Source organism: Marinobacter lacisalsi (assembly GCF_042651045.1).
GTDB classification, from domain to species: Bacteria; Pseudomonadota; Gammaproteobacteria; order Pseudomonadales; family Oleiphilaceae; genus Marinobacter; species Marinobacter lacisalsi.
This window is the reverse complement of sequence record NZ_JBHSDI010000012.1, coordinates 271,224-283,010: the sequence shown is the minus strand read 5'-3', so window position 1 is coordinate 283,010 and position 11,787 is coordinate 271,224. Positions and strand designations below refer to the sequence as shown.

The 11,787-nt window shown below is 56.0% G+C and carries 26 protein-coding genes; all 26 read left to right on the top strand.

Features of this window, described 5'->3' with window-relative positions:
• Window positions 1-93 (top strand): EF-Tu C-terminal domain-related protein (locus ACFOZ5_RS09900; RefSeq protein ID WP_207545791.1); only part of this gene is annotated, 93 nt, incomplete at its 5' end.
• A 184-nt stretch (window positions 94-277) separates the two neighbouring features.
• On the top strand, window positions 278-589 hold the full coding sequence (gene rpsJ, locus ACFOZ5_RS09895) for a 30S ribosomal protein S10 (RefSeq protein ID WP_077529290.1): 312 nt from the start codon (window positions 278-280) through the stop codon (window positions 587-589).
• Between the two features lie 77 nt (window positions 590-666).
• The gene (rplC, locus tag ACFOZ5_RS09890) at window positions 667-1,305 is read left to right on the top strand and encodes a 50S ribosomal protein L3 (protein WP_379886880.1); all 639 of its coding nucleotides are present in this window, start codon (window positions 667-669) and stop codon (window positions 1,303-1,305) included.
• Window positions 1,306-1,316: 11 nt separating this feature from the next.
• The gene (gene rplD, locus ACFOZ5_RS09885; protein WP_379886879.1) at window positions 1,317-1,922 is read left to right on the top strand and encodes a 50S ribosomal protein L4; all 606 of its coding nucleotides are present in this window, start codon (window positions 1,317-1,319) and stop codon (window positions 1,920-1,922) included.
• Window positions 1,919-2,212, top strand: coding sequence for a 50S ribosomal protein L23 (rplW, locus tag ACFOZ5_RS09880; RefSeq protein ID WP_379886878.1), 294 nt, complete (start codon window positions 1,919-1,921; stop codon window positions 2,210-2,212). The genes rplD and rplW overlap by 4 nt, the downstream gene beginning before the upstream one ends.
• Before the next feature lie 17 nt (window positions 2,213-2,229).
• Window positions 2,230-3,057: a 50S ribosomal protein L2 gene (gene rplB, locus ACFOZ5_RS09875; RefSeq protein WP_379886877.1), complete on the top strand. Its 828-nt coding sequence runs from the start codon at window positions 2,230-2,232 to the stop codon at window positions 3,055-3,057.
• 23 nt (window positions 3,058-3,080) lie between these two features.
• On the top strand, window positions 3,081-3,356 hold the full coding sequence (rpsS, locus tag ACFOZ5_RS09870; protein WP_189577137.1) for a 30S ribosomal protein S19: 276 nt from the start codon (window positions 3,081-3,083) through the stop codon (window positions 3,354-3,356).
• 17 nt (window positions 3,357-3,373) lie between these two features.
• On the top strand, window positions 3,374-3,706 hold the full coding sequence (gene rplV, locus ACFOZ5_RS09865) for a 50S ribosomal protein L22 (RefSeq protein WP_189577139.1): 333 nt from the start codon (window positions 3,374-3,376) through the stop codon (window positions 3,704-3,706).
• Between the two features lie 11 nt (window positions 3,707-3,717).
• Entirely contained in the window at window positions 3,718-4,401 is a 684-nt protein-coding gene (gene rpsC / locus ACFOZ5_RS09860) for a 30S ribosomal protein S3 (protein ID WP_379886876.1), read from the top strand.
• A gap of 12 nt (window positions 4,402-4,413) precedes the next feature.
• Window positions 4,414-4,827 carry a 50S ribosomal protein L16 gene (rplP, locus tag ACFOZ5_RS09855; RefSeq protein WP_328187359.1) on the top strand — a complete coding sequence of 138 codons (414 nt, stop codon included), beginning with the start codon at window positions 4,414-4,416 and terminating at the stop codon, window positions 4,825-4,827.
• Complete coding sequence (rpmC, locus tag ACFOZ5_RS09850; protein WP_379886887.1) at window positions 4,827-5,018, top strand: 50S ribosomal protein L29; 192 nt, start codon at window positions 4,827-4,829, stop codon at window positions 5,016-5,018. Before rplP ends, rpmC begins: the two co-directional genes overlap by 1 nt.
• 1 nt (window position 5,019) lies before the next feature.
• Window positions 5,020-5,286, top strand: a complete 267-nt coding sequence (gene rpsQ / locus ACFOZ5_RS09845; protein ID WP_379886875.1) for a 30S ribosomal protein S17 — start codon at window positions 5,020-5,022, stop codon at window positions 5,284-5,286.
• A gap of 18 nt (window positions 5,287-5,304) precedes the next feature.
• Window positions 5,305-5,673 carry a 50S ribosomal protein L14 gene (rplN, locus tag ACFOZ5_RS09840; protein WP_379886874.1) on the top strand — a complete coding sequence of 123 codons (369 nt, stop codon included), beginning with the start codon at window positions 5,305-5,307 and terminating at the stop codon, window positions 5,671-5,673.
• Between the two features lie 16 nt (window positions 5,674-5,689).
• Complete coding sequence (gene rplX, locus ACFOZ5_RS09835) at window positions 5,690-6,010, top strand: 50S ribosomal protein L24 (protein WP_379886873.1); 321 nt, start codon at window positions 5,690-5,692, stop codon at window positions 6,008-6,010.
• A 14-nt stretch (window positions 6,011-6,024) separates the two neighbouring features.
• Window positions 6,025-6,564, top strand: a complete 540-nt coding sequence (rplE, locus tag ACFOZ5_RS09830; RefSeq protein ID WP_379886872.1) for a 50S ribosomal protein L5 — start codon at window positions 6,025-6,027, stop codon at window positions 6,562-6,564.
• A gap of 12 nt (window positions 6,565-6,576) precedes the next feature.
• Window positions 6,577-6,882, top strand: coding sequence for a 30S ribosomal protein S14 (gene rpsN / locus ACFOZ5_RS09825; RefSeq protein WP_379886871.1), 306 nt, complete (start codon window positions 6,577-6,579; stop codon window positions 6,880-6,882).
• Between the two features lie 85 nt (window positions 6,883-6,967).
• Complete coding sequence (gene rpsH / locus ACFOZ5_RS09820; RefSeq protein ID WP_379886870.1) at window positions 6,968-7,360, top strand: 30S ribosomal protein S8; 393 nt, start codon at window positions 6,968-6,970, stop codon at window positions 7,358-7,360.
• Window positions 7,361-7,369: 9 nt separating this feature from the next.
• Window positions 7,370-7,903 carry a 50S ribosomal protein L6 gene (gene rplF, locus ACFOZ5_RS09815; protein WP_379886869.1) on the top strand — a complete coding sequence of 178 codons (534 nt, stop codon included), beginning with the start codon at window positions 7,370-7,372 and terminating at the stop codon, window positions 7,901-7,903.
• A gap of 9 nt (window positions 7,904-7,912) precedes the next feature.
• Window positions 7,913-8,260 (top strand): 50S ribosomal protein L18, encoded by a 348-nt coding sequence (gene rplR, locus ACFOZ5_RS09810; protein ID WP_189577157.1) that lies wholly within the window; start codon window positions 7,913-7,915, stop codon window positions 8,258-8,260.
• Window positions 8,261-8,272: 12 nt separating this feature from the next.
• Window positions 8,273-8,773, top strand: a complete 501-nt coding sequence (gene rpsE / locus ACFOZ5_RS09805) for a 30S ribosomal protein S5 (protein WP_379886868.1) — start codon at window positions 8,273-8,275, stop codon at window positions 8,771-8,773.
• A 4-nt stretch (window positions 8,774-8,777) separates the two neighbouring features.
• Window positions 8,778-8,963 carry a 50S ribosomal protein L30 gene (gene rpmD / locus ACFOZ5_RS09800; RefSeq protein WP_092016150.1) on the top strand — a complete coding sequence of 62 codons (186 nt, stop codon included), beginning with the start codon at window positions 8,778-8,780 and terminating at the stop codon, window positions 8,961-8,963.
• A 1-nt stretch (window position 8,964) separates the two neighbouring features.
• Window positions 8,965-9,399: a 50S ribosomal protein L15 gene (gene rplO / locus ACFOZ5_RS09795; RefSeq protein WP_379886867.1), complete on the top strand. Its 435-nt coding sequence runs from the start codon at window positions 8,965-8,967 to the stop codon at window positions 9,397-9,399.
• Window positions 9,400-9,416: 17 nt separating this feature from the next.
• Complete coding sequence (gene secY, locus ACFOZ5_RS09790) at window positions 9,417-10,736, top strand: preprotein translocase subunit SecY (protein ID WP_379886866.1); 1,320 nt, start codon at window positions 9,417-9,419, stop codon at window positions 10,734-10,736.
• A gap of 33 nt (window positions 10,737-10,769) precedes the next feature.
• Window positions 10,770-10,883 (top strand): 50S ribosomal protein L36, encoded by a 114-nt coding sequence (gene rpmJ / locus ACFOZ5_RS09785; RefSeq protein ID WP_004580765.1) that lies wholly within the window; start codon window positions 10,770-10,772, stop codon window positions 10,881-10,883.
• Between the two features lie 139 nt (window positions 10,884-11,022).
• Window positions 11,023-11,379 carry a 30S ribosomal protein S13 gene (gene rpsM, locus ACFOZ5_RS09780; RefSeq protein WP_379886865.1) on the top strand — a complete coding sequence of 119 codons (357 nt, stop codon included), beginning with the start codon at window positions 11,023-11,025 and terminating at the stop codon, window positions 11,377-11,379.
• 14 nt (window positions 11,380-11,393) lie between these two features.
• The gene (gene rpsK / locus ACFOZ5_RS09775) at window positions 11,394-11,783 is read left to right on the top strand and encodes a 30S ribosomal protein S11 (RefSeq protein ID WP_007153992.1); all 390 of its coding nucleotides are present in this window, start codon (window positions 11,394-11,396) and stop codon (window positions 11,781-11,783) included.
• Window positions 11,784-11,787 lie beyond the last annotated feature (4 nt).

Genomic DNA, 11,787 nt, shown 5'->3' with positions numbered 1-11,787 from the left:
GCTCCGATCGCCATGGAAGATGGCCTGCGCTTCGCGATTCGCGAAGGTGGCCGTACCGTTGGTGCCGGCGTGGTTTCCAAGATCATCGAGTAAGTTGCTTCGATGGTCCGGAAAAGGGGCTGCTTTGCAGCCCCTTTTTCTGTTCCGCAAGTACGTACACCCTGCATTGTGGGTGGCTGGATAGCTGCTTGACACTGCTGGGTATTATGCATACAATGCGGCTCCTTTTTTTGAAGGTCGGCTAACAGTAGCTGCTACGAGTGGAGTTTGGTGCATCATGCAAAGCCAAAAGATTCGAATCCGGTTGAAGGCGTTTGATTATCGCCTGATCGACCAGTCCACGCAGGAGATTGTCGATACCGCAAAGCGGACCGGCGCTCAGGTGCGTGGACCTATCCCTCTGCCGACGCGGAAGGAAAAGTACACCATCCTGATCTCCCCGCACGTCAACAAAGACGCGCGCGATCAGTATGAAATTCGTACTCATAAGCGTTTGCTCGACATCGTCGAGCCGACGGAAAAGACAGTAGATGCTTTGATGAAGCTGGATCTGGCAGCGGGTGTAGACGTTCAGATCAGCCTCGGCTAATACCGGACCGGTATTGGTCAGTGTAACTGTCCTAAGGCCATAGAGGGTGCGAGCCCCGTACACTATAGAGGTGAAACATGGCAATTGGTGTAGTCGGTCGTAAGGCCGGAATGACCCGTATTTTTACGGAAGACGGGCGCTCAGTGCCCGTAACGGTAATCGAGGTTGAAGCTAACCGCATTACCCAACTGAAGACCCTCGAAAGCGATGGCTATCGTGCCGTTCAGGTAACGGTCGGCAACCGTCGTCCCTCCCGGGTATCCAAGGCGCAAGCTGGTCATTACGCGAAAGCGGGTGTTGAGGCCGGTCGTGGTCTGTGGGAATTCCGTCTCGCCGATGGTGAAGGCGACGATCTGCAGGCCGGCGGCGAAATCACCGTGTCCGTTTTTGAAGACGGTCAGACCGTGGATGCCACTGCCCATTCCAAGGGTAAGGGTTTCCAGGGCGGCGTGAAGCGCTGGAACTTCTCCATGCAGGACGCTACCCACGGTAACTCCCTGTCTCACCGTGCTCCGGGTTCCATTGGTCAGAACCAGACCCCGGGTAAGGTATTCAAGGGCAAGAAGATGGCCGGTCAGATGGGCAACAAGCAGGTAACCACCCAGAATCTGGAAGTGGTTCGTGTTGACGCCGAGCGCAATCTGCTGCTGGTTCGTGGCGCTGTTCCCGGTGCTACCGGTGGCAACGTGATCATCAAGCCTGCAGTTAAAGCCTGAGGAGCGGTGCGATGGAATTGACAATTACAGGTAGCGGCAAGGGTGTTTCGGTATCCGACGCCGCGTTCGCCAAAGAATTCAACGAGTCGTTGGTTCACCAGGTCGTCACCGCCTACATGGCTGGTGGTCGTCAGGGTACCAAGGCTCAGAAGACCCGTTCTGAAGTCAGCGGCGGTGGCAAGAAGCCGTGGCGTCAGAAGGGAACGGGTCGTGCCCGTGCCGGTACCATTCGCAGCCCGATCTGGCGCTCCGGTGGTGTGACATTTGCGGCCAAGCCTCGCAGCTTTGAGCAGAAGGTTAACCGCAAGATGTATCGGGCCGCGATGCAGTCCATTTTTTCCGAGCTGGTTCGTCAGGAACGCCTGGTGCTGGTTGACGACATCAATGTCGACAGCCCGAAGACCAAGGCGTTCAGCGAGAAGCTGAAGGGTCTGGGTGTTACCAATGCCCTGATCCTCGCCGAGAATGTAGAGCAGAACCTTCATCTGGCGTCCCGCAATATTCCGCACGTAGACGTGCGCGACGTTGCTGGCCTTGATCCGGTAAGCCTGGTTGCCTTTGAGAAGGTTGTGGTTACCGTTCCGGCTCTTAAGAAGATCGAGGAGATGCTGGGATGAATCAGGAACGTATCTACAAGGTTCTACTGGGACCGCACGTATCAGAAAAGACCTCTCTGGCTGCTGAAAGCAACCACGTTGTATTCCGGGTCGCCCCGGATGCGAGCAAGCCGGAGATCAAGAAAGCCGTTGAGCAGCTGTTCAACGTCACCGTCGAAGGTGTTCAGGTTCTGAACCGTAAGGGTAAGCTCAAGCGTACCGTTCGCGGCTTCGGCAAGCGTGCTGACATCCGTAAGGCTTATGTGAAGCTTGCGGAAGGTCAGGACATCGATTTTCTGGATGTGGAATAAGGTAAAGGGGTCGTAATATGCCGATCGTCAAAACCAAACCAACATCTGCCGGACGCCGTCACGTTGTAAAGCTTTACAACCCGGATCTCCACAAGGGGCGCCCTTACGAGCCGTTGGTAGAATCGAAGAGCAAATCGGGTGGTCGTAACCATTTTGGTCGTATCACTACCCGTCACGTTGGTGGTGGCCACAAGCAGCACTACCGCGTCATTGATTTCAAGCGGACCAAAGATGGTATTCCGGCGGTCATCGAGCGCCTGGAATACGATCCGAACCGCTCTGCGCACATTGCACTGCTGAAGTACGCCGATGGCGAGCGTCGCTATATTATCGCTCCCAAGGGCATGAGCATCGGTGATCCTGTGCGCTCCGGTATCGACGCACCGATCAAGGTGGGCTCCACGCTGCCAATCAGGAACATTCCGGTTGGTTCCGTGATCCACTGCGTCGAACTCAAGCCTGGCAAAGGTGCCCAGCTGGCTCGCTCCGCGGGCGCATCCGTACAGCTGGTTGCAAGGGAAGGGGCTTATGCCACCATCCGCCTGCGCTCAGGTGAAATGCGAAAGGTGCTTGTAGAATGCCGTGCAACGCTGGGTGAAGTATCCAACAGCGAGCACAGCCTCAAGCAGCTTGGTAAAGCGGGTGCATCACGTTGGCGCGGCAAACGGCCAACAGTACGTGGTGTTGCTATGAACCCAGTTGACCACCCACATGGTGGTGGTGAAGGGCGTACCTCTGGCGGGCGTCACCCGGTTACTCCGTGGGGTGTTCCGACCAAAGGGCATAAGACTCGTAAGAACAAGCGTACTGACAAGATGATAGTACGTCGTCGTTCGGCCAAGTAAACGACTACATAGAGGTAATTGCTGTGCCACGTTCTTTGAAGAAAGGTCCTTTTATAGACCTGCATCTGATGAAGAAGGTCGAAACAGCTCTGGAAGCGAACGACAAGCGGCCAATCAAGACCTGGTCCCGTCGTTCCACGATCTTTCCGGAGTTCGTTGGTTTGACCATTGCAGTCCACAACGGCAAGCAACACGTGCCCGTCTATGTGACCGAAGATATGGTAGGTCACAAGCTGGGCGAGTTCGCGGCAACGCGTTCTTACCGTGGTCATGCTGCCGACAAGAAAGCTAAACGCTGATTGTGAGGGGAAACGAAATGGAAGTAGCAGCCAAGTACAAGGGCGCTCGCCTCTCTGCTCAGAAAGCACGTCTTGTCGCTGACCAGGTACGTGGAAAGGCAGTTGAGGACGCCCTTAACATTCTGACTTTCAGCCCGAAGAAGGCATCGGTGATCATCAAGAAAGCTCTTGAGTCCGCCATTGCCAACGCTGAGCATAACGAAGGTCTGGACGTAGATGATCTGCGGGTTTCCACCGTCATGGTGGATGAAGGTCCGACGCTCAAGCGGATCAAAGCTCGAGCCAAGGGGCGCGCTGACCGTATTTTGAAGCGCACCTGTCATATCACCGTCAAGGTCGCCGACAAGTAGGAGATGCTCAGATGGGTCATAAAGTAAATCCGACCGGCATGCGCCTCGGGGTTGTCAAAGAGCACAACTCTGTCTGGTATGCCGAGAAGAAGGACTATGCGAAAAAACTGCTGAATGATATTCAGGTTCGCACATTCCTGGAAAAGCGTCTTGTAAAGGCGTCAGTCAGCAAGATCGTGATCGAGCGCCCGGCTCAAAATGCCCGCATCACGATCCATACCGCCCGTCCCGGTATCGTTATCGGTAAAAAGGGTGAAGATGTTGACCGTCTGCGTCGCGAAGTTGGCGAGCTGATGGGTGTGCCCGTGCACATCAACATCGAGGAAGTCCGCAAGCCGGATCTGGATGCCAAGCTGGTAGCGCAAAACGTTGCCGGTCAGCTCGAGCGTCGCGTGATGTTCCGTCGTGCCATGAAGCGCGCGGTACAGAACGCCATGCGTCAGGGTGCCAAGGGCATCAAGATTCAGGTTGGTGGTCGTCTCGGGGGCGCCGAAATTGCCCGTTCCGAGTGGTACCGTGAAGGTCGCGTTCCGCTGCACACACTGCGTGCAGACATTGATTACGCCACCTACGAAGCGAAGACCACCTACGGCATCATCGGCGTAAAGGTATGGATCTTCAAGGGTGAGATTCTTGGTGGCATGGACGAGGTCCGCGCTGACAAGAATGCCTCTCGCAAGAAAGGTTCCAAGTAAAGGGGCACTCGTATGCTGCAGCCAAAACGCACGAAATTCCGAAAGGTAATGAAAGGCCGTAACACTGGTCTTGCTCATCGCGCCAACAAGGTGAGCTTCGGTGAATACGGATTGAAAGCGACAACCCGTGGGCGTATAACAGCACGCCAGATTGAGGCGGCCCGTCGTACCATGACGCGTCGGATCAAGCGGGGCGGAAAGATCTGGATCCGGGTGTTCCCGGACAAGCCGATCTCCAGCAAGCCGCTCGAAGTACGTATGGGTAAAGGTAAGGGTTCTGTCGAGTACTGGGTAGCGGAAATCCAGCCAGGTCGTATGTTGTACGAAATGGAGGGGGTTCCCGAAGAAGTGGCACGTGACGCGTTCACTCTTGCCGCTGCCAAACTGCCCGTTCAGACCACCTTTGTAACGAGGACGGTGATGTGATGAAAGCAACAGAGCTGCGTGAGAAATCAGTCGACGAGCTGAACAATGAGCTGATCGACCTCCTGAAGGAGCAGTTCAACCTGCGTATGCGTAAGGCGACAGGTCAGCTGAATCAGAGTCACCTTCTCGGCAAGGTGAAGCGCGACATTGCTCGTGTGAAAACGGTAATGAATGAAAAGGCAGGACAGTAACATGACTGAAGCTACCAAAACTGCCAGAACCCTCAGCGGCAAGGTCGTGAGCAACAAGATGGACAAGTCTGTTGTTGTTCTGGTGGAGCGTCAGGTGAAGCACCCGCTTTACGGCAAGTACGTAAAGCGCTCCACCAAGATCCAGGCTCATGACGAACAGAATCAGTGCAGTATCGGTGATCTGGTAACCATCCAGGAAACCCGCCCCATCTCGAAGAACAAGAGTTGGGCTCTGGTTGAAGTCACCGTACGCGCTTCCAAGGTGTAATTCGCCCGGAGAACAACCATGATTCAAACTCAAACCATGCTTGAAGTCGCTGATAACAGCGGCGCGCGTCAGGTGCAGTGCATCAAGGTCCTGGGCGGTTCACACCGGCGTTATGCCAAGGTAGGGGATATCATCAAGGTGACCGTCAAGGAAGCCATCCCCCGCGGCAAGGTGAAGAAAGGCCAGGTTCTCAACGCTGTCGTTGTAAGAACCCGTAAGGGTGTTCGTCGTCCGGACGGGTCGCTGATCCGCTTTGATGGCAACGCGGCGGTACTTCTTAACAACCAGGACGCGCCCATCGGTACCCGTATTTTCGGGCCGGTAACCCGCGAACTGCGTAACGAGAAGTTTATGAAAATTATCTCACTGGCACCCGAAGTACTTTAAGGACCAGAGGCCGGTTATGAAAAAGATCAAACGAGATGACGAAGTCATCGTGACCACGGGTAAAGACAAGGGCAAGCGCGGCAAAGTCCTGAAGGTTCAGGATGACGGTCGCCTGGTGGTTTCTGGCATCAACATGATGAAGAAACACACCAAGCCTAACCCGATGCTGGGTACCCAGGGTGGCATCGTCGAGAAAGAAGCGCCTATCCAGGCTTCCAACGTGGCTATTTTTAATCCGCAGACCGGCAAGGCCGATCGCGTAGGCTTCCAGATCAAGGAAGACGGCGCCAAGGTGCGGATGTTCAAGTCCACGAATGAAGCTGTCGATAACCAGTAAGGGTGGTGGTTACGATGCTTAACAGTAAAGAGCAATACGGTAAGGAAGTGGTACCGGCTCTGCAGAAAGAGTTCAGCTACAAGAACGTCATGCAGGTACCGCGTATCGAGAAAATCACCCTGAACATGGGTGTCGGCGAAGCGGTTGGCGACAAGAAGCTGATCGAGAACGCCGTTGCAGATCTTGAACGTCTGGCGGGCCAGAAGCCTGTTGTGACCAAGGCACGTAAATCCGTTGCCGGTTTCAAGATCCGTGAAGGTTGGCCCATCGGTTGTAAAGTGACCCTGCGTGGCGAGCGCATGTGGGACTTCTTTGATCGCCTGGTTCACATCGCGATTCCCCGCGTTCGTGACTTCCGTGGTCTGAATCCGAAGTCCTTCGATGGTCGTGGAAACTACAGCATGGGTGTGCGTGAGCAGATCATTTTCCCGGAAATCGACTACGACAAGGCCGACAAGATCCGGGGTCTGGATATCACCATCACCACGACTGCTGGAACCGATGACGAAGGCCGCGAACTGTTGAAAGCCTTTGGCTTTCCGTTCAAGAAATAAGGAACGAGTGACATGGCAAAGGTTTCCATGAAGAACCGTGAGCTCAAGCGCGAAAAGACGGTACAGAAGTACGCCGCCAAGCGCGCCGAGCTCAAGGCGATTATCAAGAACCCGAATATCAGCGACGAAGAACGTTGGGACGCACAGATCAAGCTGCAAAAGCTTCCTCGTGATGCCAGCCCCTCGCGTCTTCGCAATCGTTGCCAGGTTACCGGTCGTCCCCACGGCGTCCTGCGCAAGTTCGAGCTGTCACGGATCAAACTCCGTGAGCACGGCATGCGTGGCGATGTCCCGGGCCTGACCAAGTCAAGCTGGTAATTGTCGCCGCAGTTTATCGCGGCGATCGTTGGTAAGCGGTGCGGCAAGCCGCTGCACAACTAAAAAGATCAGGAGCCTCATACCAATGAGTATGCAAGACACGCTTGCGGATATGCTGACCCGTATCCGTAACGCACAGATGGCACAGAAGGCCGACGTGGCCATGCCGTCTTCCAAAATGAAGGCCTCAGTAGCCCAGGTCCTGAAGGACGAAGGCTATGTCGAGGATTATTCCGTCTCAGCTGACGCCAAGCCGGAACTGACCATTACCCTCAAATACTTCGGCGGTAAGCCGGTTATTGAGGACATTCAGCGTGTCAGCCGCCCCAGTTTGCGCCAGTACAACGGCGCCGGTTCTCTGCCCAAGGTGGCAGGTGGGCTTGGGGTCGCCATCGTGTCTACGTCCAAGGGCGTTATGACCGACCGCGCTGCACGAGCGGCCGGCGTTGGTGGCGAAGTCATCTGCACCGTATTTTAGGAGATACACATGTCCAGGGTTGCCAATAATCCTGTCGTGCTGCCTTCCGGTGTTGAGGTTAAGCTGAACGGACAGGACATTAACGTAAAGGGCTCCAAGGGAGCGCTTGATTTCACCATTCACCAGGCGGTGGAAGTAACGCAGGACGATAACGTACTGCGCTTCGGTCCCCGTGATGGTGCCAAACAGTCCCGCGCTCTTGCTGGCACTACCCGTGCGCTGGTCAACAACATGGTTACCGGCGTTTCTTCCGGGTTCGAGCGCAGGCTCAACCTGACCGGCGTTGGTTACCGGGCACAGGCACAGGGCAAGAAGCTCAACCTGACACTGGGTTTCTCACACCCGGTTGAGTACGAGCTGCCCGAGGGGGTCACCGCTGAAACTCCGTCCAATACGGAGGTTGTTATCCGCGGGATCGACAAGCAACAGGTTGGCCAGGTCGCTGCTGAAATCCGCGCGTTCCGTCCGCCCGAGCCGTATAAGGGCAAGGGTGTTCGTTACTCGGATGAGCAGGTCAGACGCAAAGAAGCCAAGAAGAAATAAGGCGGGACTATGAGCGCGAATACTGAAAGATTGCGTCGCGCACGTAAGGTGCGCATGAAGATCCGTAAGCTGGGCACTGACCGCCTCTGTGTACACCGTACACCGCGGCATATGTACGCCCAGGTCACCACCGCAGATGGCAGCAAGGTTATCGCTTCTGCCTCGACGCTGGACAAGGACCTGCGTCAGGGTGCTACGGGAAATGTGGATGCAGCCACCAAGGTGGGCCAGCTGATTGCTGAGCGTGCCAAGGCTGCTGGTGTCGAAAAGGTCGCTTTTGACCGGTCCGGTTACCGTTACCATGGTCGCGTCCAGGCCCTGGCCGACGCCGCCCGTGAAGCTGGCTTGCAATTCTAAGAGGTGGAGAAGATGAGCGTTAACGAACAGAAGGCGCCTGAGCTCCAGGAAAAGCTGGTTCAGGTTAACCGCGTAGCCAAAGTGGTTAAGGGCGGTCGTATCTTTGCCTTCACTGCACTGACAGTAGTGGGTGATGGCAAGGGTCGTGTAGGCTTCGGCCGTGGCAAGGCCCGGGAAGTTCCGGTTGCCATCCAGAAGGCCATGGAAGCTGCGCGTAAAAATATGGTGGACGTTGCTCTCGACGGCAACACCCTGCAGTATCCGGTCAAGGCTCAGCATGGCGGCTCCAAGGTCTACATGCAGCCGGCCTCTGAAGGTACCGGTATCATCGCCGGTGGTGCGATGCGTGCGGTAATGGAAGTGGCAGGTGTTCAGAACGTACTGTCCAAGTGTTACGGGTCTACCAACCCGGTGAACGTGGTACGTTCCACCATCAAGGGTCTCCAGGCCATGAATGCGCCTGAAGATGTTGCAGCCAAGCGCGGCAAGACCGTGGAAGATATTCTGGGTTGAAGTCATGGCGAACAAGACAATCAAAGTAACATTGACCCGCAGCCCGATCAGCTGTCAGCCCAAGCACAAACTGTGTGTGAAGGGTCTGGGTCTTCGTAAAATCGGTCACACCGTGGAAGTGGAAGATACACCGTCCATCCGCGGTATGATCAACCGGGTAAACTACCTGGTACGGGTCGAGGAGAACTAAGATGCGTCTGAACGAACTTAGTCCGGAACCGGGTTCACGCCCGTCCGCCAAGCGCGTTGGTCGTGGTATTGGTAGTGGCCTTGGCAAGACCGGCGGTCGCGGGCACAAGGGTCTGAAGGCCCGCTCCGGTGGCTCCGTTGCGCCAGGTTTCGAGGGCGGTCAGCAGCCGCTGGCCCGTCGTCTGCCGAAGTTCGGTTTCACCTCCCGTCAGCAGCGTTACGTGGCGGAGATCCGGCTTAACGAACTGGCCAAGGTTGACGGCGATGTAGCCGACCTGGAAGCCCTGAAGAAAGCCGACGTGATCCGTGAAGAAATCCGCGTAGCGCGTGTCATCCTGTCCGGTGAACTGACCCGTCCGGTGACGGTCAAGGGCATGAAGGTGACCAAGGGCGCTCGCGAGGCAATCACTGCCGCGGGTGGCAAAATCGAAGAATAAGGCGAGTCGAGGACTGCATGGCCAAGACATCATCAACGCCTGCGGGTGCGGGTAAGGGACTCTCAGAGCTGCGTTCGCGGCTCTGGTTTGTGGTCCTGGCGCTGCTGATCTACCGGATCGGCGCGCATATTCCGGTCCCGGGGATCAATCCGGATCGCCTGGCGGCACTGTTTGATCAGAATCAGGGCACGATCCTGAGCATGTTCAACATGTTCTCCGGTGGTGCGCTTGAGCGGATGAGTATCTTCGCCCTCGGCATCATGCCTTACATCTCGGCGTCGATCATCATGCAGTTGATGACGGCGGTGAGCCCGAAACTTGAGCAACTCAAGAAAGAGGGTGAGTCCGGGCGCCGCAAGATCAGTCAGTACACCCGTTACGGTACGGTGGTGCTGGCCCTGGTGCAGGGTATGGGTATCTCCATGGGGCTCGCGTCCCAGGGTGTGACCTTTAACGACAGCTTCAGCTTCCACTTTGTGGCCGTGGTCTCCTTCGTGAGCGGTGCGGTGTTCATGATGTGGCTGGGTGAGCAGATTACCGAGCGTGGCATCGGCAACGGCATTTCGCTGCTGATCTTCGCGGGTATCGTCGCTGGTCTGCCCGGTGCGATCGGGCAGACTCTGGAGCAGGCCCGCAGCGGTGAGATGAGCCTGTTGGTAGTGCTCGGCATTGGTGTCCTGGCCGTCGCCGTGGTTGGTTTCGTGGTCTTCATGGAGCGAGGTCAGCGTCGCCTGACCATCAACTATGCGAAACGGCAGCAGGGCCGGAGGGTGTTTGCCCAGCAGTCCAGCCACCTGCCTCTGAAAGTGAACATGGCTGGTGTTATCCCTCCCATCTTTGCCTCGTCCATCCTGCTGTTCCCGGCGTCGCTGGGGCAGTGGTTCGGTCAGGGTGAGGGCATGGAGTGGCTGAGCTCGCTGTCTCAGGCGCTGGCGCCCAGTCAGCCGCTGTACATCATCCTGTTTGCGGCAGCAGTAATATTCTTCTGCTTCTTCTACACGGCACTGATGTACAACCCGAAAGAGGTGGCTGACAACCTGAAGCGGTCCGGTGCCTTTATTCCGGGTATTCGGCCGGGAGAGCAGACCGCCAAGTACATTGATGGCGTGCTGACTCGTCTGACGCTCTTCGGTGCGATGTATATTGCAGCGGTATCCCTGTTCCCGCAGTTGTTGATGGTGGCAGGTAATGTGCCGTTCTATCTGGGCGGTACGTCGTTGCTGATTGTGGTAGTCGTGGTAATGGATTTCATGGCCCAGGTGCAGTCTCACCTGATGTCCCATCAGTACGAATCGCTGATGAAGAAGTCCAACCTCAAGGGCTATGGCCGGGGCTGATCCGTCAGCCCCCATTGAAATCTGGAGTCGACAATGAAAGTACGCGCTTCGGTAAAGAAAATTTGCCGTAACTGCAAAGTAATTCGTCGCAATGGCTCAGTACGGGTCATTTGCACGGAGCCTCGTCACAAGCAGCGCCAGGGCTGATTTCCCAGAAATCAGGACTGGTCGCGAACAGGGCTTGACTGATAGCGCTTGACTCCGTACGGGGTCAAGCGCTATTATTTCGCGCCCTATTTGTGGCGGAACATTCACACAGCAAAGCTTTGAACGCGGAGTAATCTGAATGGCACGTATAGCCGGTGTCAATATACCCGACAACAAACATGCTGTTATCTCGCTGACCTACATCTTTGGTGTTGGCAAGACAGCAGCCCAGAAGCTTTGTGATGCAGCAGGTGTCCAGAAGGACGCCAAGATCAAGGACCTGTCCGACGAGGAAGTGGAGTCGCTTCGTACTGAAGTGGGCAAGCTGACCGTTGAAGGTGATCTGCGTCGCGAAGTCCAGATGAACATCAAGCGTTTGAAGGATCTCGGTTGCCACCGTGGTCTGCGTCATCGTCACGGCCTTCCGGTTCGTGGCCAGCGCACCAAGACCAACGCGCGCACCCGTAAAGGTCCTCGCAAACCGATTCGAAAGTAAGCAGGTAGGCAAACATGGCAAAGCCAGGTACACGTACCCGTAAAAAGGTGAAAAAGACGGTTGTTGATGGCGTCGCGCATATCCACGCGTCCTTCAACAACACTATCGTGACCATTTCCGACCGTCAGGGCAACGTCCTGTCCTGGGCCACTTCTGGTGGTTCCGGTTTCCGTGGTTCACGCAAGAGCACACCTTTTGCTGCGCAGGTAGCAGCTGAAAGAGCCGGTAATGCGGCTGCTGAATACGGCCTTAAAAACCTGGACGTAGAGGTTAAGGGTCCCGGGCCCGGACGTGAATCTGCAGTTCGCGCGCTGAATGCGTGTGGCTACAAGATTACGAACATTACTGATGTGACGCCGATTCCCCATAACGGCTGTCGTCCGCCCAAGAAGCGCCGCGTTTAAAGGA

Coding starts and splice junctions, on each gene's coding strand:
- rpsJ (WP_077529290.1), top strand. CDS start 278: ATGCAAAGCCAAAAGATTCGAATCCGGTTGAAGGCGTTTGATTATCGC.
- rplC (WP_379886880.1), top strand. CDS start 667: ATGGCAATTGGTGTAGTCGGTCGTAAGGCCGGAATGACCCGTATTTTT.
- rplD (WP_379886879.1), top strand. CDS start 1,317: ATGGAATTGACAATTACAGGTAGCGGCAAGGGTGTTTCGGTATCCGAC.
- rplW (WP_379886878.1), top strand. CDS start 1,919: ATGAATCAGGAACGTATCTACAAGGTTCTACTGGGACCGCACGTATCA.
- rplB (WP_379886877.1), top strand. CDS start 2,230: ATGCCGATCGTCAAAACCAAACCAACATCTGCCGGACGCCGTCACGTT.
- rplV (WP_189577139.1), top strand. CDS start 3,374: ATGGAAGTAGCAGCCAAGTACAAGGGCGCTCGCCTCTCTGCTCAGAAA.
- rpsC (WP_379886876.1), top strand. CDS start 3,718: ATGGGTCATAAAGTAAATCCGACCGGCATGCGCCTCGGGGTTGTCAAA.
- rplP (WP_328187359.1), top strand. CDS start 4,414: ATGCTGCAGCCAAAACGCACGAAATTCCGAAAGGTAATGAAAGGCCGT.
- rpmC (WP_379886887.1), top strand. CDS start 4,827: ATGAAAGCAACAGAGCTGCGTGAGAAATCAGTCGACGAGCTGAACAAT.
- rpsQ (WP_379886875.1), top strand. CDS start 5,020: ATGACTGAAGCTACCAAAACTGCCAGAACCCTCAGCGGCAAGGTCGTG.
- rplN (WP_379886874.1), top strand. CDS start 5,305: ATGATTCAAACTCAAACCATGCTTGAAGTCGCTGATAACAGCGGCGCG.
- rplX (WP_379886873.1), top strand. CDS start 5,690: ATGAAAAAGATCAAACGAGATGACGAAGTCATCGTGACCACGGGTAAA.
- rplE (WP_379886872.1), top strand. CDS start 6,025: ATGCTTAACAGTAAAGAGCAATACGGTAAGGAAGTGGTACCGGCTCTG.
- rpsN (WP_379886871.1), top strand. CDS start 6,577: ATGGCAAAGGTTTCCATGAAGAACCGTGAGCTCAAGCGCGAAAAGACG.
- rpsH (WP_379886870.1), top strand. CDS start 6,968: ATGAGTATGCAAGACACGCTTGCGGATATGCTGACCCGTATCCGTAAC.
- rplF (WP_379886869.1), top strand. CDS start 7,370: ATGTCCAGGGTTGCCAATAATCCTGTCGTGCTGCCTTCCGGTGTTGAG.
- rplR (WP_189577157.1), top strand. CDS start 7,913: ATGAGCGCGAATACTGAAAGATTGCGTCGCGCACGTAAGGTGCGCATG.
- rpsE (WP_379886868.1), top strand. CDS start 8,273: ATGAGCGTTAACGAACAGAAGGCGCCTGAGCTCCAGGAAAAGCTGGTT.
- rpmD (WP_092016150.1), top strand. CDS start 8,778: ATGGCGAACAAGACAATCAAAGTAACATTGACCCGCAGCCCGATCAGC.
- rplO (WP_379886867.1), top strand. CDS start 8,965: ATGCGTCTGAACGAACTTAGTCCGGAACCGGGTTCACGCCCGTCCGCC.
- secY (WP_379886866.1), top strand. CDS start 9,417: ATGGCCAAGACATCATCAACGCCTGCGGGTGCGGGTAAGGGACTCTCA.
- rpmJ (WP_004580765.1), top strand. CDS start 10,770: ATGAAAGTACGCGCTTCGGTAAAGAAAATTTGCCGTAACTGCAAAGTA.
- rpsM (WP_379886865.1), top strand. CDS start 11,023: ATGGCACGTATAGCCGGTGTCAATATACCCGACAACAAACATGCTGTT.
- rpsK (WP_007153992.1), top strand. CDS start 11,394: ATGGCAAAGCCAGGTACACGTACCCGTAAAAAGGTGAAAAAGACGGTT.